Source organism: Arthrobacter sp. alpha11c (assembly GCF_054149985.1).
The window spans coordinates 4,775,078-4,794,031 of record NZ_CP196747.1 but is presented as its reverse complement, the minus strand read 5'-3'; the positions used below and the strand labels follow the sequence as shown (position 1 = coordinate 4,794,031).

Sequence of the window (18,954 nt, the reverse complement as noted above, 5' to 3'; positions counted from 1 at the left end):
GCGTCAGGCTCGGACCTACATATCCGCGAGTGCTCCACCAGGGTTCTCGATGGCGTCGGCCACGTACCTGAGGAAACCGGCCGCGGTCTCGCCGTCGCACACGCGGTGGTCGAAGGCGAGGGTCAACTCGGTGACCTTTCGCACGGCAAGCTCACCGTTGACTACCCACGGCCTATCGATGATGCGACCAACACCAAGCATCGCAACCTCTGGGTAGTTGATGATCGCGGCCGAGCCATCCACTCCGAACACACCGTAGTTGTTCAGGGTGAAGGTGCCTGAGCCCAGTTCGGTTGGGGTCGCCTTGCCGTCACGAGCGACGGCGGTCAGTCGCCGGATCTCGGCGTCCAACTCGCGGGCGCTCAACTGGTGCGCATTCCGGACCGACGGGACCACAAGACCGCGATCCGTCTGTGCTGCGAAACCGAGGTTGATTCCGTCAAAACCGACAATCTCTTGGTAGCCGTCTTCTCCGGTTTCAAAGCGCGTGTTCAGGGCGGGGTACTTTTTAACCCAGCCGTGACAAAACGGGCAATGAAGGCCAGCAGACCGGGAGTGTCGTGTGGGGAGCGCTTCTTCAGTTCAGCCCGCATCTCAAGCAACGCCGTCGCGTCCACGTCCACCCAGACCGTCGCCTCAGGGATCTCCGTGCGGCTCTTGGTCATGTTCGCTGCAACCGCCTTGCGAACTCCGCGAACGGGAGTCCGGGCCGATACAGCCAGGCCGGTACGGGAGTCGAGGTCGCCCTCAGCAGCGGTTGCAGCCGAGGCCGGAGCCTTCTCACGAGCAGGAGCAGCAGGAGCTTCCGGCGTAGAGATCGCAGCCTCCACATCCCGGCGCATGATCAGCCCACTGGCACCCGAGCCCTCGATGTTCTCAAGGGAAACACCGTGGTCCCTGGCCATCTTCCTGACAAGCGGGGAGATGACCGCGCTGAGCTTGCCGGGGATGCGCGTTCCGGCGACAGCCGGTTCGGAAGCAACCGGAGCTTCGGCAAGGGTCTCCGTTTGGCGATCGACGACGGCGACGCTCGCCTTCCGCGGGCGGGTCCGGCCTCCGGTCACGCCACCAGGAGTGCCGTATCCGATCAGTACGTTGCCGGATCCAGCTTTCTCCTCAGTGCGATACGTCTCTGCGGCCGCATCAACCTCGGGGGACGCCACGATCCCAGTCGAGACCGCGTCTTCGGAAGTGGAGGGACTTTCCGGGGCAACGGGAGCAGTGCCTGAACGAGCGATCGAGATCAGCGGCTTGCCGACGTCGAGCGTTTGACCGGCCTCACCGTGAAGCTCGGCCACCGTGCCCGCATAAGGCGAGGGCACCTCCACCATGGACTTGGCAGTTTCGACTTCAGCGATCGGCTGATCCACTTTGATTTCGTCACCCACAGCGACGAGCCAGTTCACGAGTTCGGCTTCGGTAAGGCCCTCCCCCAGGTCCGGCAGACGAAATACCTGCATATCTGAGCTCATGGTCAGTCCTCCCATTGAAGGTCGTCGACGGCGTCGAGGATGCGGTCGACGCTTGGCAGGTAGTAGTGCTCCAGCTTGGGAGACGGGAACGGGACATCGAAGCCGGTCACACGGCGGATCGGTGCGGCGAGGTAGTGGAACGCACGCTCTTGGACGCGGGCCACGATCTCGGACGACACTGATGCGAAGCCATGCGCTTCGGCGATCACGACGGCGCGTCCCGTCTTGCGCACGGACGCGCAGACGGTTTCGTCGTCGAAGGGGACGAGGGTGCGCACGTCGATGACCTCAAGCGAGCGGCCCTCTTCGGCCGCAGCAGCTGCCGCTGCGAGCGCGGTGGGAACGGAAGGACCGTAGGCAATTAGTGTTGCGTCAGTGCCAGGACGGGCAACAGCCGCGCGGCCCTCGGTGGAGGTGCCGGCGTCGTGCTCTGCTCGTAGGGCATCCAGGTCCACCTGGTCTTTGGACCAGTAGAGCTTCTTCGGCTCCATGAACATAACCGGGTCATCGGAGTCGATGGCTTCGCGCAGCATCCGGTAACCGTCTGCGACTGTCGCTGGGGTGTAGACCTTCAGGCCGGCGGTGTGGGCGTAGTAGGACTCGGAGGAGTCGCAGTGGTGCTCCACTCCCCCGATTCCGCCGGCGTAGGGAACCCTGATGACTATGGGCATCTTCAGCTTGCCCTTGGTGCGGTTGTGCATCTTGGCGACGTGGCTGACGATCTGTTCGAACGCCGGGTAGGCGAACGCGTCGAACTGCATCTCGATGACGGGCCGCATGCCGTTGATGGCCATGCCGACTGCCATGCCGACGATGCCGGATTCTGCCAGCGGGGTATCGAAGCAGCGCTGCTCGCCGAACTCGGCAATGAGGCCGTCGGTGATACGGAAGACACCGCCCAGCATCCCGACGTCCTCACCGAAGACCAGCACCGAGGAATCGGCACGCATAGCATCGGCCATTGCCGTGTTGAGCGCCTTGGCCATGGTGATGGACTGAGGGCCGCTCGCCTCAGCGGTAGCTGCAGCGGACGCGGCGGCGCTTGCGGTGGCTGCGCTGACGTTGCCGTTGACGTTGGTGGTGACGGTCATTTTGCGCTCTCCTCTCGTGCGAGTTCGCCAGCGAGCAGTTCAGACTGCTCTTTCAACTGCGGGGTGGGCTTGGAGAAGACGTACTTAAAGAGGTCCAGCGGCTGTACCGGGACATCTTCACCCAGGCCTTCACGCAATTGGGTGGCGACCGCTTCTGCATGTTCCGCAATGCGGTCGTTGGCGGCGTCGTCCAGGAGTCCCTCGTCGGTGAGATAGGACTTCATTCGGGTCAGCGGATCCTTCGCTTGCCATTCGGCCACCTCGCTATCGGGGCGGTAGCGCGTGGCATCGTCGGCGTTGGTGTGCGCCTGCATGCGGTACGTGTGGGCCTCGATCAGGAGGGGTCCAGAGCCTTCGCGGGCCAGCTTCACGGCACGGTCCATCACGGCGAGGAGCGCGACGAGGTCGTTGCCGTCAACTCGCTCACCGGCCATGCCGTAGCCAACAGCCTTGTGGGCCAGCGACGGCGCCACCGACTGGTGGCTGAGCGGAACTGAAATGGCGTATTTGTTGTTCTGCACGAAGAAGATGACCGGCAGGTGGAAGACGGCAGCAAAGTTCAGGGCCTCGTGGAAGTCACCCTCACTCGTGGCACCATCGCCGCACATTGCCATCACCACGGTGTCCTCACCGCGGAGTTTGGCGGCATGCGCGACGCCGACGGCGTGCAGCAGCTGTGTGGTCAGCGGCGTGCACTGGATCCCGACGTGGTGCTTCTTGGGGTCGTAACCACCGTGCCAGTCACCGCGGAAGATCGTCATCGCTTCGACAGGATCCACACCACGGGTCATCACTGCGACGGCGTCGCGGTACGTCGGGAAGAGCCAGTCACCTTCGCTGAGGCACATGGCAGCCGCCACCTGGCAGGCTTCCTGACCATGGCTTGACGGGTAGACGGCCATGCGGCCCTGCCGAACGAGCGCGGAGTTCTGATCGTTGACACGACGCCCGACGACGAGCTGCTCGTAAGCGGCCATGAGTTCAGCATCGCTGGGCGTGGGGTACTCGTGGCCCGGTTCGGTGCCCTGCTCTTCATGGGAGCGAAGGGTGCCATCCGGATTCACCATCTGGATCTGGTGCCGGGCAGGCAGCATGTAGTCCTCTACGCTGATGCCGAATTTTCTCTGGACGTCAGCAGCTTGGTCCTCTACTGCCGCTTCCGGCGCAGTGTGGTCTGCGTGGATCGTCATTGGTCCGTCCTTCTCTAGCCACTATGTGCTTCCAGTATGTTCCGGAGAGCTGTTTCGTATCCAGCTTTCGTTCAGATCATGGAAGAGCATGCAGGAAGTGGCTATTCTGAAAGACGAATTGCAAATGTGAGCTGGGTAACGAGCCAGTTGTGTAGACGAATTGGAGACCACGTGAGCGAGACCGAGGCAGAGCAGACTGCCGTGCCCCTGGACGATGTTGACCGGGACATCATCCGAGAGCTCACAACTGACGGCCGGATGTCCATTACCCAAGTGGCCGAGAACGTGCACATCAGCCGGGCCCATGCTTACTCACGCATTGCCCGGTTGACCGGCGAGGGAGTTTTGACCAAGTTCACGGCATTGGTGGACCCGATCAAAGCCGGCCTGCGATCTTCCGCCTACGTCACCCTCAAGGTCCAGCAGCATTCATGGCGAGAACTGAAGGAGCAACTGCGGGCAATTCCCGAGGTTCACCACATCGCCTTGGTGGGCGGCGACTTTGACGTCATCCTGCTGGTCCGCGCCACGGACAACATCCACCTCCGGCGTGTGATCTTCGACCAATTGCAGTCCATGGAGGGTATCCTGGACACCCAAACTTTCCTGGTGTTTGAGGACGTCGATACGCGGTAACTGCCCGGGCCGCAGGCGCCTCGTACGGAACGCACATTCAGGGACCATAGACTGTCCCCGTGCCCCTCAAAACTGCCTCCGTCACGCGCGCCGCTGTGCGGGTTGCAGTGTCGGTTGTGGCCATCGCGCTGCTATGGCTGATCGCCGCTTTTCAGTTCTTTTACAGCCCTCCACAGGCTACCCCTCATCACACTGATGCGATCGTCGTTTTGGGCGGGTTAAGTAAGGAACGACTTCCAGTGGCTCAGGAACTCCAGGAAAGCCTGGATATCCCCATTTTGGTGGTCTCGACGACGGGCCTTTCCGGCAACGTTGAGGGTGACGCTTTGTGCCATGAAGACGATGACCCCGACTTGATTTGCTTCCGTCCCTCGCCGCTGAATACCCGGGGTGAAGCCAGAGGCCTTGCGGAGCTGATCGCGCAGAACGGATGGAAGTCCATCACCGTGGTTACCTCCGACTATCACCTCCTGCGGGCAGGTACTTTGATGCGGCAATGCACCTCTGTAGAGATCCAAATGGTCGGCTCCCAACCCGACCTTTCGCCCGGAGCCTGGCTGGACCGATTCGTGGTCGAAACAGGTGGGCTCATCGACGTGTGGATGCAGCCGGAGTGTTCTTCTCACTAGCAATGCGCCATTCAGCCTGCTGAGTGCCCCCGAAAAAACGGCAGAGTCCTGCGTGACAGCCTTCGTTAAGTATGAACTGACTTGGCAAAGGTTTCGTCACGAAATTGCCATTTCCTTCAAATCTATTTCAGCGCTTGAAGGATTCAGTCAAGTCATTGAGTTTGCTGTGCCAGCCCGTCATCCTTTTGCCATAGGTCCAAGGTCTCAGCCCTACGAGTCCAAGGATCCTCCGTGGCAAAGTTTAAAGCAGAGACGTACACCTTCAGCACGAGCAATGCCCGACATCTAACTGCCAGCATCTTGGCCGCCTTCGTCTTGGTGATGGGATTCCTTCACGGATCCACAGCCCAAGCGGCACCCACCCCGGTTTACCCCATAAGCGGTTACTTCATTTTCGGCAGCACCAGTGATGACGCCAACTTGAAGAAACTGACGGATATCAAGTCCGTCGGCGGGGATACCGTCATAACATTTGGGTCGTCGCTAAAGCCTGCCACGTTGTCGAGCATCCCCCCTGCGTGCTCCATTAACGGTCTCAACTGTGCCACCGCGGCTGCTGCCGGTGTCACTGTGAATCGATACTTCACCTATTCCGATGGAAATCAGTGGGGAACGCCGGCTCTGGCGTGTCCTCGAGACAAGACTGTCACAAGCGGCACGAGCGTGTTTACGGTGTTGGTCCTCCCATCCCAGGGAAGTGGGTGCACATCGTCAAACGGCTCTTATGACGTGGTGGTCATCAGCGGCCAGCAGACTTCCATAAGTGTCTCAGTGGCCAAGGCCGCAACCGCCCTGGGTATGAAGTTCTACGCAGGCATGCCCGCGCCTGTAAAGAGCACCACGGTGACATATATACCGGACCTTACCTACCAATCAACGTTCACAAACTTCACCGCCAGGTTCCTGCAATATCAGGCGAAAGTTAATAACGTGGCAGGTTTGGCTGGGTTCTACCATCACACGGAGATGCCTGTAGGCAATGGTTCCGTATGGAACGCCGTTCTGACGGTGTACTCGATTCAAAACGCCGCAATCGCCAAATACATGCCAACGCGCTCGGCACTGATCAGTCCATACATTGACTCACGCAGTGCCTATTCAGCCCACATCACCCTGGACCAAGCCCGGCAGGGCATTAGGAACATCGCCGGGACAGCAAATGGTGTTCGGCTCGCCATCGCTCCACAAGACGGTATGGGGACTGGGAAGGGCGCAGCGTTCTTTAGCAGCGACAGTGGAACCAGCGTGGACCAGTTCGCAGCCTCCATCGTTGGCGCTGGTACTTGGGGCAGCCAATACGTAGCGTCCAGCCGCGATTACTTCTCCGCAATGGCCGAAGGAATCGACGGAACAGGTGTAGAGCTGTGGGCCAACATGGAAGGCATGGCGCCAGCAACCAGCCAGAACCAATGCGACGGTAACTATCGAGGACAGAGCTACAAGGCTCGTCACGACAAGCAACTCCAGGTGCTGGGCAACTCGCCGGTCAAAATCATTTCGTACATGTGGGATCCGTTTTACACCTGCACTGGGACCTGGGCCCCCTTGCTCGACCAGATGAAAGCCGGCAGCATGACCCCCGTGATTACAGATTCGATCTTCTATGGCAATGGAGACGTCCTGGTCACTGGGCAAAACCTCAGCGGCGGTACCGTGCAGGTGAAGTGGACTGACAAGTATGGCCGCGTCTTCGACAAGACCGTCTCGGCGATCAACTACAACGCGAGCTATGGCAAGCAGCAAGGTATCAATCCGCGGCTCGAATCAGTGACTGCAAGACTTGGCACCACATCACTTGGCTCGGGCAAGTACTACTACATCAACGTAACCAACGGATCTGGCGCAAAGAACGACGCGCTCTATTCCGACCGCGGCTAAGCGATGCCTGAAGGGCGGTCCAGGTGCTGAAGGTGCGCCAGGACCGCCCTTCAATGGCGACTTCGCCGCTTGTCGCCAAACAGATAATCCATGCCGCTGACGGTGCGGCTGTGAGGGCCTTCTTCTGCCCAAATGTGGTCCCTCGCTCCTCGGATGCAACAATTGTGCGTGGCCATGTTCCATCTGGACGCAGCTGAGGAGTGAAGACGTGACAGATACTGTCCGCCGAGCGGCGGCACTTTCGCCGTCCCCACGACACATGCGCAAACGTCGATTCCTGGGGGATGTTCCCCCGTCTTCGTTGCCCGGCAACAAGGGCGCCGTAGACATCGCTCGTTCAGAATCCAGGCTCTCAGTGTCTCCGAAGCCGGCCCGGCCTCCCGGCGGTAGCACTGCGCCTAAACCCTCGGCTTCTTCTGAACCAAGCATCAGTACCGGATCACGAAAAGCAAGCCCTCGGCAAAAACGGTTAGTCGCCTTGGGCATTGTGATACTCGTCTCTCTCAGCATCCCGCTGCTGGTGCTGACCTTGATGTTTGCTGGTTGAAGCAAGTTGGGCGTCACACACAATTAATCACCTCGATTGGCTGTGCGATAGCATCTGTTGACCAGCCATTGCCATTCCCGGGGGAATCCATGCAAATCGTCATGCCAATTTTCGGTACTCGCCCGGAAGCCATCAAAATGGCTCCGATCGTCACCGCCCTTCAACAATCTACCGATTTCGATTGCGTAGTGACTGTCACAGGCCAACATCGCGAAATGCTGGATCAGGTCAACGAACTCTTCGGGATTATTCCGGACCACGACCTGAACATCCTTCAGCAGCGTCAGTCGCTGTCAGCGATTATGACCAGGACCATCGATGGCCTGGACAAATTGTTCAGCAGCAACAAGCCCGATGCTGTCATTGTTCAGGGCGACACCACGACGTCGACTGCTGCGGCCATCGCCGCCTTCTATCACGGTATCCCTGTTGTTCATGTCGAAGCCGGCCTTCGAAGCGGCGACTTGTACTCTCCATTCCCGGAAGAGGCGAACCGCAAGATCACCAGCCAGATCGCCAGTTTGCACCTCGCCCCGACCAGCACCAGCAAAGCTAATCTGCTGGCGGAAGGCATCAACGAGGATGACATCGTCGTCACCGGGAACACTGTGATCGATGCACTCCTCACCACAGTCAATAAGAACGTCCCTTTCACCGATCCGAAGCTCGAAGAGCTTGCGGCCAGCGGCCGCCGGATCCTTCTGGTAACCACGCACCGCCGCGAGAATCAAGGTGACGCCATGCGGGGTGTAGGACGCGCTCTGGCTCGAATAGCCGAGGCTGAACCGGATCTTGTCGTGGTGCTTCCCGCACACAAGAATCCAGTCGTGAGAGAAGCAGTTCTGCCGGCAATCGAAGGTAAGGCAAACGTGATCGTCACTGAGCCGTTGGCTTATGGCGAATTCACGCGGATGCTGTCCCTCGCACACGTAGTCCTCACGGATTCCGGTGGAGTTCAGGAGGAAGCACCCAGCTTGGGAAAGCCTGTCCTGGTTATGCGCGACAACACGGAGCGTCCCGAAGCCGTTCACGCCGGCACCGTCACGCTCATCGGCACCGACGAGGAGACGATCGTCAAGGAAGTTGATCGGCTCCTCAATCAGCAGGACGCATTCGATGCCATGGCAAATGCCGTAAACCCCTACGGCGACGGCCAAGCGGCCGAACGCACCGTTGCAGCGGTGGCGCAGCTCTTGGGAGTAGGGACCAGGGTGCCGGAATTCGGCGCCGAGATCCAGATAGTCCGTTAGATCGACGGCGATGCCCCTCGCCAACAATCTAGATCACTCCCCCGAACCCAGAAATTGGAGTCAAGCGTTGCTACGCAAACTCTTTGACCGCCAGGAAACTCAACAACACAGCATCTGGACCGCCGAGGATACAGCTCAGCCGCGATCCTTTGTGCTGCTCGACTCAAACAGCGACCCTGATGCCCACTTGCTGCTGCGCAAACGGCCTTATGAAGTCCGCCTGCAAGTGGTCCCAGGCTCGGAAGTGAACGCCACCTTCCAAACAGTCAGCAATCCCGATCAGCACGGCACTAAAGCCGGGATTATCTGGGTGAAGTTCCTCGACCCGAGCGGCAATGAGGTCCCAAACAGGGGCCGAATCAGCAAGGGGCGGCAGGGCAACTACGTCTACATCGTCCCGGACGCTCTCGGTGTCTCTGAGACGACGTTATACATCCCTACGGACTGCACCGAAGTAGTGCTTGGTTTCGCACTTTGGAAGGGCTATCCCGGAAGCCTGTCCTTGGCTAACGCAGTCCGCATACATCACAACGTTCTCCCGCCCTTTACTGAATCCCGCGAAGCCGGCAGCGGCGATCTCCGGTCGCATCGTATATCCGTCTCCCGAGAGCACGGCCCTGCGTCCGAGATTGGTCTGGGGAAAGAGCCACTCTGCCTCGACATTTCGACACTCGACGCCAAACACTTCAAAGTCCAGGGCCAATTCGTTGGTTCCGAGCCTGTTGGGCTCAGGGATGCCGTAGTCCTCTTCAGGTTCTCCGACAAACACGGGGCTGAAGTGGGCAGCTTGACGGACGTTCCCCGGGGCCCCGTCGGCGAATACATCTACGTGGTGCCGGATTCGTCCGGTGCGTTTTCGTTCGAGGTCCACGCCCCGTCAGATTGTGCGAGTGTGCGGATTGCCTTCGCCGCTTGGCATGCGGAGCCCGGCAGCCTCAGGATCCTGAATGCCGTGGACATCGTCGAGTTGGAGGCAGAATCCGCCGACGATCTCCGCCCCGGCTTCGGTCCTCCCCAGGCTGATGGCAAAGCGTTGAAGTTCGATCGATTGCATGAGCTCGGATCCAACGTGTCAGTAACTTCCCGGGCTCGATGGGCGCGGATTCCGCTCACCCACATAAAGGGTTCCCAGGTTCAGGTTCAATTCTCCGTCATTCCTCAAGTCGAAGGGTTGTCCAAGAAGAGCGCGCTCACACTTGTCGAGTTTGCCGACAAGGACGGCGGCCGGATTTGCCCGGTCGGCCTCTCAAAATCCGAAGAGCATAATGCCTATAAGTACATCGACGGGCGCCGCCCAAACGACGTATCACTGACGTTGGCCGTCCCTCGGGACGCTACGGAGATTCGTGTCGGCACATTGCTCTGGGAAGCACCTGCTGGACAGTTGCTGACGAGCAATCAGATTTGGGTGAAGGCACTTTCTACGCCGAAGCCGGTTCCGGCCCAGAAGCAGGCTGGGAGTACTTCCACAGTCGCCGTCATCGATGATGCAAACGAGGCACCGCGGCCGGCCAGGGAATTGAAGGTCGCCCTGATCGCAGACGAATTCACGTATAACTGCTTCAAATACGAGTTCAAGCCGATCATTATCGAGCCTCACAACTGGCGTGAGCGTTTTGAGGCAGACCGGCCCGACATCTTTTTCTGTGAGTCTGCATGGTCGGGCGTGGACAGTGAGAAGCGGCCTTGGAAGGGCCGCATCTACGCAAGCTCCAACTTTGCCCGGGAGAACCGTACCGAACTCCTTGAGATTCTGGAGTGGTGCGACAACGAGGACATTCCAACTGTCTTCTGGAATAAAGAAGACCCCACGCATTTCGATGACAAGGTCCACAACTTCATCGACACAGCGGTGAGGTTCGATCATGTTTTTACTACTGACGTGACCTGCGTTCCCCGCTATGAACAAGAGTACGGACACTCCAGTGTTCATTGCCTTCCATTTGCTACACAACCAAAGCTCTTCAATCCGATAGAGACTTCGCCGAGGGACCAAGGAGTCTCGTTCGCCGGCAGTTGGTATGCAAACCACCTTGACCGTTCCAAAGAGATGGAAGTCATTTTCGACCAGATCCTCGATGCCGGCATGGACCTCCGCATCTTCGATAGATTTTGGGGGTCGGATGACGAGCTGCACCATTTCCCCGAGCGCTATCGTCCCTTCACCAATCCTGCCGTTCCGCATTCAAAAATCGCCGACGCCTACAAGTCGACGACGCTTGGTCTCAACATCAATACCGTGACCTCGTCGCCCACTATGTTTGCGCGTCGCATTTTTGAACTCATGTCCTGCAATACTTTGGTTGTCTCCAACTACTCCGAAGGCGTCGCCGAATTTTTCAAGGGCCGGATACTGTTTGCTGGTGACGGCCATTCAGACATTCAGGATCTGGACACCGCAACTGCGGATCAGGTCAGGCACGCCGCTCTCCATGACGTGCTTGCACATCACACGTATGAACGCCGTTTCGAACAGATCCTGGACAGCATCGGCTTTGAGTACGCCAAATCGCACCGCATGGTGACTCTGGTTTGTCCAGTGGAAAGCGAAGCTCAACTCATCCAAGCCATCGCCCGCCAAGGTGAGTATGTCGACGTCGTCGATCGAGTGGTCATCGTTCTGGGACGGAGCTTCCAGAAGAGCGACGCATCCTATTTTCAGGCCAAGTATGGCCGCTTTGGTGTCGTGATTCTGTCGTGGGCCTGGGCTGTCAATGAATCTCTGGACCCCTCCACGTTTATCAGCGGCGATTCGTTTGCCCTCATATCACCTGATTCGACCGTCAGTGCGAAGGCAATCTACGAAGCCTCACTCCATCGCGCATACATCGACGGTCCGGTGGTCATCCAGTCCGGAGAACCGTACCGGTTCAGCGCCCAGCACGCCGTCGAAGACATCGTCGCGGGCCCGGCCTTCTTTAAGAAAGCCGTCGTCAACTACGGCAAAAACATCTCCGACAATTTCTACCTCGTCTAGGGGTTGAATCAGCCATTGCAAATCCTTGAGGATTCTCCGGATATGAAGCTCAGCATTGTTGTCCCCTGCTACAACGCAGAAACCAAGATCGGACTCTGCCTGGAGTCGTTGGAAGGCATCGACCTTCCTGAAGACTCCTTCGAGGTTGTCTTTGTGGACGATCGCTCCACCGATGGAACATTTGCCTTGCTCGAGGAGAGGGCGCGGGCACATTCAAACTGGCGGGTCGTGGCACTGTCCTCCAACAGTGGCTCGCCCTCACGCCCCCGCAACGTTGGTACGTCAAAGGCTGCAGGGGAATACGTCTTCTTCCTTGACTGCGACGACGAGATTCTGCCGGAAGCACTGCGCCAGCAGCTGGAACTTGCCACACAGGAAGATTCAGACATAGTCCGGGCCTCCTTGTACACGGTGGAACGAGGCAAGAAACCCCAACTGGTTAACCGGGTGGTGGACTTTCACAGCGCAGCATCCAGGACTGAGAAGATCGCCAAGATCGTGCGCGATCAAAGTACGACAAACTCGTCGTTGATCCGTCGCAGTCTGCTCATCGACAACGGCATTATCTGGCCGGAGCATCTGCACATGGGAGAAGACACTGTTTTTCTCAATAGTGTCTTGGCGGTGTCTCAGAAGATCTCCTACCTTGATAAACCAGCCATCGTTTACCACAAGACCATCGGATTTGTCCGGTCTACAACGCAGCAGTACGGTGCTCGCGAGCTGGCTTCGCATCTCGAAGTATGGGAGAGCGCCGAATCCACCCTGTCGCATGTTGGCCTTAGCTACATGGAGATCAGAGGCCACGTCGCGCTTAGGGTGGCCCTGGAATCCATTTACAGGTTCAACCGTGGTGATATTGATGCCGGGCTGTTCTCAAAGCTTTCCCATCTTGTCCAAGACAATTGGGCCGCCATCAGTGGGAAGCCGTATCGCGCCCGAATCCGTGAGACGCTCGAAATTATCAACAGCGGCAATTACGAAGACTTTCAGCAGAACATTAAACAGCGTGTCCTCATCGCCGGCATGGACTTGAAATTCATTTCTCCTGCTATTCCATCCCTGCGCGAGCACTACGACGTGAAGCTGGATGAATGGACCGGGCATGACTCCCACGATGAGAATCAGAGCCGGGAGCTCCTGGAGTGGGCAGACGTCATCTTCTGCGAATGGCTTCTGGGCAATGCAGTTTGGTATGCAAACCACAAGAAGGCACATCAACGTCTGATAGTCCGGCTCCATCGATTCGAACTCAACGCGAGGTTCGGGCATCTTGTGGATCAATCCAAGGTGGATTGCTTCATCTCTGTGTCACTTCACACCAGCGAAGACATGATCCGCACGTTCGGCATGGACCGAACGAAGGTTCGAATCATACCGAACTACCTCGACGTCAACGCCTATAAAACCAGTAACGATCCAAGCAAGACCCAGAGACTGGCAATGGTGGGCATGCTGCCCAAATTGAAGGGCTACCACCGCGCACTTGAACTTCTCCATTACTTGAATGCCCACGGCGAGTACTCCCTCACCGTCTTTGGGAAAGGGCCGCAAGACCTTCCATGGGTTTACAAGAACCCTGTGGAACGCGACTACTACGAGCAATGTGAGCAGTACATTGTGGATCACAACCTAGCCGAAAAAGTCACCTTTTCCGGCTGGGTAGACACCAAGACAGCTTTGGCTGACTTTGGATTCGTGCTGTCCCTCAGTGACTTGGAGAGTTTCCATGTCGCCCCGGGAGAGGGATTCGCCTCAGGAAATCAGGGAGTTTTTCTTCCTTGGCATGGGGTGGACTACGTTTACCCCGAGGACTACATTTTCGAGGATGTCTTCGGCATCCGCGATTACATCCTCGAGAACCAGGATCTGGACGTATTCAATAAGAACGCAGAGCCAGGCCAACGTTTTGTTCGTGAACGGTACTCGCTCGAGGCTTTCATCTCCCTTGTCCAGGAAGCCTTCGAAGAGGTCTAAACGGCGCTGCCAGGGCAGTCCAGGGCTGCGGCGCTTCGGCGCCGCAGCCCTTTCTTAGCGACTAACTAGAACGCGCAGCTGATCGGCGAGCCAAGCACCGAAAAAATCATGCCCGGCGTCGTTCAGATGAAGTTCGTCGTAGAAGGCTGACGGCTTATCCAGAAACTCAGCGTCGGCGTCGATGAATTTGACGCCGCTATCGGCGACAAATTGCTGCACGGCCCCGCGTATATCTGCACGCCGTTGCACGAGTGAAGTGTGCTGGTCCTCAGAGATCATTCGGGAGTAATACGAATCGGTGGCCCACTTTGCGTTGCGGTGGGGTGACGTTACAAGCACCAGGTCGATGCCGAATTCCTGGGCAGCCCACACGGCCAACCCCAGGATCGAGGTCAGGGCACCGGAACCTCGTGGAAGATCTGATGCTTCAGGCTGTACCGGCGGGAGCAGCGGTGCATATCTGTCTGTCGGGTACCAGTAGCTGTGAGGGCGGAAGTAGATAGGGAGATCCGATTGCGGCAGGAAAAATACCACCGTGCCACCGCGACCGACCAGTGGAACGATCTTGTTGAGGAAAACATTGAAAAGCTGTAGCGTGGTGGCCCCGGAATACCCGCCGTTCAGGCAGCGAAACCTTAGGCCGTCGCTAGCCAAGTGACGTTCGACCTGAGACACGAAGCGGACATCTTCCGGCGTGAAAGTTGCCTCAACAAAAGAGTCACCGAGAAACACAATCGGTGGGGCACCTTCCGAAGGCTCGTTGCCAGTCATGATGAACCCGTGCTCGTCCGTGCGGACCCGCCATGGCCCATCACCGATGGTTCCGTCAGTTGCTTCGAGGTAACCGTCGGGCCGGTTCCGCATGCCATCCAGGTTAGGCGTGGATTCCTTCAGCCTGATGTAACGGCGCTCTGACATTATGGCTCCCCAAGGGTACGACGGATGACAACCTATCGATCCTATCGGTTGGGCACTGCCGGTCGTTAATTCAACGGATGCAGAGGCCTTCCGTCGACCCTATTCTCCGGCGGCGTTGCCGTCGCGGTCCTCCAGGCGATTGCTGAGTTTGCCAACGAGCGCTTCCAATTGCTTGACGCGTTCGGACAGTTCCGCGACCGCGGTGCTCGCATCAAGTTCAGTGAGTGCCGAAGATAACCCATCCTTGATCGACTTCAATTCGCCGTTGACAAGTCCTAAGCGGTAATACAAATCCCTGGTGGCCCAGTTAGTACGCGTTATCAGACCAGCTGCACGGCGTTCCATGCGGGCACGTTCAAGTGGCGTCGCGGACGGAACCAGGATGTACGTGGGCGTCGCGTTGAATTGCGCTACGAAGGAGTAGCCAGACTCGGATGCGAACTGCTCAAGTTCGGCCTGTTCAACGGCTGTGGCGGCCTCGCAAGCAATGATCGGCCTGTCCCTGGCGATCAAATCGACCGCGCCCTTCAGGACCGCCACATCCATTCCCTCGGCATCAACCTTGATGAGGGCAACTTGTTGCCGGATCTCCTCCACGTCAATGGCGCTCACGGCATATTCGCCGTCCGAGGACACCGCAAACGTAGTGGCTCCAACGTTTTTAAGGTCGAGTTTATCCAGCGTGGCTCGTGAAGGTTTCTCCCCCAGCGCCACTCGGCGAACTTCAATATGATCTTGCAGCGAATTACTATCCACATTGCGCTGCAAGATATCTGCCGCAAGGGGCAATGGCTCAAACGAGATAACCTTGGCCTCACATACGGCTGCGAAGTATAGGCTATGGTTGCCAATATTTGCGCCGACGTCCAGGACTAAGTCCCCGGGCTTTAGATACTCGGCCAACGTTCCAAGGTACTGCCATTCATAGAACATTTTGGACGCATCAATCATGGCAGCGATGTGGTCGCCGGCCACGGCTTCAATGAGGATTCGTTTGCCGTGATGTTCAATAGCTAGCGACGTTGTTGCGATTGATTCAGTCGAACTGTCCATGGTTTCTCTCGTCGATAAAAACATATCCCGCGTTATTGCTGGATTCTCTCACAACCAGCCGCCGAATTCAGAACGCGGCTGCGGCTGTGGATCAACAACCGCGTCCGGGCGGAGTACCCGGACGCGGTAAAGCTTCTAGAGAGTAATAGCGGCCTCGACGTCCTTGGACGTCAGTTCGCGCCAGATTCCCCGTGTGTCAACGATTGGCTTGCCTGCAAGAAGACCTGCATCGACGTTCTTGAATTCGTCATGGTCCACCAAGACGACGATGACGTCTGCCTGCGCGATCGCATCTTCCGTGCTTGCAAGTTCAACATTGCGTCGGTTGGCGAGTGCCTTGGGCAGCGCCTCGACGTGCGGTTCAGCAACGAGAACCTTGGCGGTGGGCAACTCATCTGCCAAAGAGGCCGTGATCCCAATCGCCGGCGACTCCCGAAGGTCATCAATGTTGGCCTTGAAAGCCAACCCGAGCGTAGCGATCTTTGCCTCGCTGCCAAAGGACTCTGCTGCTTTGCGGACCTGTTCCACCACCCATTCAGGCTTGGAATCATTGACTTCGCGTGCGGTACGGATCAGCTTGGATTCAGTGGGTGCGGCGGCCACGATGAACCAAGGGTCAACTGCGATGCAGTGCCCACCGACTCCGGGGCCAGGCTGAAGGATGTTAACCCTCGGGTGATGGTTTGCCAGACGAATCAGCTCCCAGACATCAATGCCCAGCTTGTCGCTGATCACGGAAAGCTCGTTGGCGAAGGCGATGTTTACGTCGCGGTAAGAGTTTTCGACAAGCTTTGCCATCTCAGCAGTAACATCGTCCGTCACCAGGATTTCGCCTTGGCAGAAGACAGCGTAGAGGTCCTTTGCCAGCTCAGCCGCTTTGGAAGTAATGCCACCGACAATGCGGTCATTGGTCACAAGTTCGATCATGACCCGGCCAGGCAGTACTCGCTCCGGGCAGTGCGCAAAGTGAATAACTGGCGACCCGTCTGCCCCATCCAAAGAGAGGTCCGGTCGCAGGGCCAGGATGTACTCGGCCAAGTGGCGCGTCGCCCGGGGAGGCGACGTGGATTCGAGGATGACGAGTTCGTCTCCGACCAGCTGGGGTGCGATCCCACGGGCCGCGGCCTCGATGTAGCTGAGATCCGCTGAGTGGTCCTCGCGGAAGGGTGTTGGCACAGCCACGATGTAAGCCTGCGCTGCTGGAGTTTCCGTCGTCGCCCGCAGATTGCCCTGGCTGACTGCCCCGGCAACGTGAACGCCCAGATCAGGCTCAACGAAGGGAACCTCGCCACGGTTTACGGCGTCGACGGTGTTCTGATTCACGTCGACACCGATGACATTAATGCCGTTGGTGGCAAGGATGGCTGCAGTGGGCAATCCGATGTAGCCCAGTCCGATAACTGCGACAGTCTTACTGGTGGTGGTGGTCATTTTGTCCCCTATTTTTAGACGGTTATGTGTTCTTTGGGATCTCCAAAGAACTTGATTTCGCCGGACGCCGCCAATTCATCGTCCGAGATGTCCCAAGTGTGTCCTTCTGCCTGACGCATCTGGCAGAAGTTGAACCTGTCGGCGGCGTAGATGGAGCCGCCTGCGGTGGCGACCGATTTCAAGAATGCGGTGTCCTCACCGCGGTTGAGAGGCTCGAATGGGTGTGCCTTGAAAACTTCGGCGCGAGCCGTAATGGTTGGGCCCATCACGAACCTGCTGTACTGATGCTCCTTGTGCGGCATGCGCAAAACCGTGGCTTCTGTTGACACAAAGTGCATGTGGTGCGCATGCTTCCCAACGACATCAGCCTTGGAATAGTCAAGAGCGTGGAGCATGTCTGCAAGGTAGTTCGGACCGTAGTAATCGTCGTCATCCATCTTGGTCAGAATGTCTCCTGAAGCGGCGGCGACACAGAGATTGAGGCATTCCCCCAGCGTCGTCTCGCGGGGCTCTGTCAGCACCGTGTATCGCTCCACGCCGTACTTTTCCGCCAAGGAAGCCGCACGTTCGGATGTGATCTCAAATCCGTGAGTCAGCAACACCAGCTCAAGATCCACCCCCACTTGGCTTCCAACGGTGGCAAACACATGCTCAAGCTGATGCGGCCGGATAGTGGGAACCAAGGCGCTGGCAGAAGGAAGCCGGATGGGTCGGCTCCGATCCGGCAGGGCAGAAGCCACTATCGTCTCGGCCCTGTGGGCATATGTATTCCCTGCCCAAATGCGTCGCTGGCCCTTATGGACTACCCGATCGTTAAGCTCCGGGCTTCGCGCCAGCATTCGAATCTGGTGCTCGGCTTGTCCCTGGGATTCGGCTACAAACACTTCATCCGGTTCGAAGAATCGTCTGATGGCAGTGCTTGGAGAAGAGACGACCGGCGTCCCTGAAGCCGTGATTTCAAAGATTCGACGCGCACACATGCTAGGCGAGTCGACCACCGAATTCACATTGAGGAAGACTTTATAGGCCCGGTAGGCCGTGAGCATGGTGGCGTAATCCAGGCTTCCAACAACGTTCTCGGAAAACGGTACCGGGAACTGGTAGTTCGAGTCTCCGCCCAATTGCCGTGAGAAGATCTCGAGGACAGGACCGGACTTGGCCGATGCGTCCCGTGCAGCCGTCAGGAGCATGTCCATCTGTTGCCGGCGTTCTGGATACTTGTGCGCAAAATACATGCCAGCGAAGGCTACTCCCCGGGAGTGCCGTCCCTGCCCCACGCGTATGGGGTTGTGGATGGCTGGCTGTGCAGCAAAAGGAAGAGCCTCGATCCGGTCGTGGCCCAGATCCTCCTTGTAGAACGGGATCCGGCCGGAATCGCTGGTGAACACAACGTCGAACTGACGCGCCGCAGGCAGGAAGTCTTCGTAGTGGGGTGGATCTTCCTTATTCCAGAAGACTGTGGGAATTGATCGTTTGCGGCACCATTCCAGAAGTGCCAGAAATTCAGGCTTAGGGCCGGATGTTCCCGCAAGCTCATACTTCCATGACCCTTGGTTTCCGTTCCATGCGGATTCAACGAAGAGGAAATCAATTTCAGTCTCGCCTAGTTGCTGCAACCACTGATCCTTGCGGAGGTGGAGCAGATTCCACTCGAACGAGAACGCCGCTGACGAAAAGTCGTCAAGGATCACGCCGACGGTCAGGTCCGAGCGTCGCGGCTCCCGGTCAGGAACCCGGTACGGGCCGAAGATTGGAGGCCCGTCTTGCTCCGCCTGTTGGCCCCCTGGGCGGTCCGCGTTGATGCGTCGGTCTATCCTTTTTCGACGCAGCCATTCCTTGAATTGATCCAGTCCGCCTTCGCGCAAATGCCACAGTGCCTTGCGGGCTTCAACCATCGTTTTCATC

General features: G+C 58.0%; 12 protein-coding genes and 1 pseudogene. 6 read left to right on the top strand and 7 right to left on the bottom strand.

Features of this window, described 5'->3' with window-relative positions; genetic code table 11:
• Positions 1-15: 15 nt before the first annotated feature.
• The 3 genes and pseudogenes from ACTAQJ_RS22355 to pdhA all read right to left on the bottom strand — a co-directional run bounded on the left by ACTAQJ_RS22355 (position 16) and on the right by pdhA (position 3,753).
• Positions 16-1,487: pseudogene (locus ACTAQJ_RS22355) on the bottom strand (dihydrolipoamide acetyltransferase family protein).
• Complete coding sequence (locus ACTAQJ_RS22350) at positions 1,475-2,563, bottom strand: alpha-ketoacid dehydrogenase subunit beta (protein WP_498699505.1); 1,089 nt, start codon at positions 2,561-2,563, stop codon at positions 1,475-1,477. The pseudogene ACTAQJ_RS22355 and the gene ACTAQJ_RS22350 overlap by 13 nt, the downstream one beginning before the upstream one ends.
• The gene (pdhA, locus tag ACTAQJ_RS22345; RefSeq protein WP_498699502.1) at positions 2,560-3,753 is read right to left on the bottom strand and encodes a pyruvate dehydrogenase (acetyl-transferring) E1 component subunit alpha; all 1,194 of its coding nucleotides are present in this window, start codon (positions 3,751-3,753) and stop codon (positions 2,560-2,562) included. The genes ACTAQJ_RS22350 and pdhA overlap by 4 nt, the downstream gene beginning before the upstream one ends.
• A gap of 171 nt (positions 3,754-3,924) precedes the next feature.
• On the opposite strand from pdhA, the gene ACTAQJ_RS22340 reads away from it, so the two are divergent.
• From ACTAQJ_RS22340 to ACTAQJ_RS22315, 6 genes are all read left to right on the top strand, one after another.
• Positions 3,925-4,389 carry an Lrp/AsnC family transcriptional regulator gene (locus ACTAQJ_RS22340; protein ID WP_498699500.1) on the top strand — a complete coding sequence of 155 codons (465 nt, stop codon included), beginning with the start codon at positions 3,925-3,927 and terminating at the stop codon, positions 4,387-4,389.
• Positions 4,390-4,448: 59 nt separating this feature from the next.
• A complete protein-coding gene (locus tag ACTAQJ_RS22335; RefSeq protein WP_498699497.1) occupies positions 4,449-5,018 on the top strand; it encodes a YdcF family protein in 570 nt (189 codons plus the stop codon).
• Between the two features lie 231 nt (positions 5,019-5,249).
• On the top strand, positions 5,250-6,896 hold the full coding sequence (locus tag ACTAQJ_RS22330) for a hypothetical protein (RefSeq protein ID WP_498699495.1): 1,647 nt from the start codon (positions 5,250-5,252) through the stop codon (positions 6,894-6,896).
• 636 nt (positions 6,897-7,532) lie between these two features.
• On the top strand, positions 7,533-8,693 hold the full coding sequence (wecB, locus tag ACTAQJ_RS22325) for a non-hydrolyzing UDP-N-acetylglucosamine 2-epimerase (protein WP_498699494.1): 1,161 nt from the start codon (positions 7,533-7,535) through the stop codon (positions 8,691-8,693).
• Between the two features lie 67 nt (positions 8,694-8,760).
• Positions 8,761-11,670, top strand: a complete 2,910-nt coding sequence (locus tag ACTAQJ_RS22320) for a CgeB family protein (protein ID WP_498699493.1) — start codon at positions 8,761-8,763, stop codon at positions 11,668-11,670.
• Between the two features lie 42 nt (positions 11,671-11,712).
• Positions 11,713-13,647: a glycosyltransferase gene (locus ACTAQJ_RS22315; RefSeq protein ID WP_498699491.1), complete on the top strand. Its 1,935-nt coding sequence runs from the start codon at positions 11,713-11,715 to the stop codon at positions 13,645-13,647.
• Positions 13,648-13,701: 54 nt separating this feature from the next.
• On the opposite strand, the gene ACTAQJ_RS22310 is transcribed toward ACTAQJ_RS22315, so the two are convergent.
• The 4 genes from ACTAQJ_RS22310 to ACTAQJ_RS22295 all read right to left on the bottom strand — a co-directional run bounded on the left by ACTAQJ_RS22310 (position 13,702) and on the right by ACTAQJ_RS22295 (position 18,953).
• A complete protein-coding gene (locus tag ACTAQJ_RS22310) occupies positions 13,702-14,565 on the bottom strand; it encodes an SGNH/GDSL hydrolase family protein (protein ID WP_498699489.1) in 864 nt (287 codons plus the stop codon).
• A gap of 99 nt (positions 14,566-14,664) precedes the next feature.
• Complete coding sequence (locus tag ACTAQJ_RS22305) at positions 14,665-15,618, bottom strand: FkbM family methyltransferase (protein WP_498699487.1); 954 nt, start codon at positions 15,616-15,618, stop codon at positions 14,665-14,667.
• Positions 15,619-15,753: 135 nt separating this feature from the next.
• On the bottom strand, positions 15,754-17,049 hold the full coding sequence (gene wecC / locus ACTAQJ_RS22300) for a UDP-N-acetyl-D-mannosamine dehydrogenase (RefSeq protein WP_498699485.1): 1,296 nt from the start codon (positions 17,047-17,049) through the stop codon (positions 15,754-15,756).
• Positions 17,050-17,063: 14 nt separating this feature from the next.
• A complete protein-coding gene (locus ACTAQJ_RS22295; protein WP_498699483.1) occupies positions 17,064-18,953 on the bottom strand; it encodes a glycosyltransferase family protein in 1,890 nt (629 codons plus the stop codon).
• Between the last annotated feature and the right edge of the window lies 1 nt (position 18,954).

Bases quoted from the DNA above. Each gene is read 5' to 3' on its own strand.
- ACTAQJ_RS22350 (WP_498699505.1), bottom strand. From the start codon at position 2,563: ATGACCGTCACCACCAACGTCAACGGCAACGTCAGCGCAGCCACCGCA.
- pdhA (WP_498699502.1), bottom strand. From the start codon at position 3,753: ATGACGATCCACGCAGACCACACTGCGCCGGAAGCGGCAGTAGAGGAC.
- wecB (WP_498699494.1), top strand. From the start codon at position 7,533: ATGCAAATCGTCATGCCAATTTTCGGTACTCGCCCGGAAGCCATCAAA.
- ACTAQJ_RS22315 (WP_498699491.1), top strand. From the start codon at position 11,713: ATGAAGCTCAGCATTGTTGTCCCCTGCTACAACGCAGAAACCAAGATC.
- ACTAQJ_RS22310 (WP_498699489.1), bottom strand. From the start codon at position 14,565: ATGTCAGAGCGCCGTTACATCAGGCTGAAGGAATCCACGCCTAACCTG.
- ACTAQJ_RS22305 (WP_498699487.1), bottom strand. From the start codon at position 15,618: ATGGACAGTTCGACTGAATCAATCGCAACAACGTCGCTAGCTATTGAA.
- wecC (WP_498699485.1), bottom strand. From the start codon at position 17,049: ATGACCACCACCACCAGTAAGACTGTCGCAGTTATCGGACTGGGCTAC.
- ACTAQJ_RS22295 (WP_498699483.1), bottom strand. From the start codon at position 18,953: ATGAAAACGATGGTTGAAGCCCGCAAGGCACTGTGGCATTTGCGCGAA.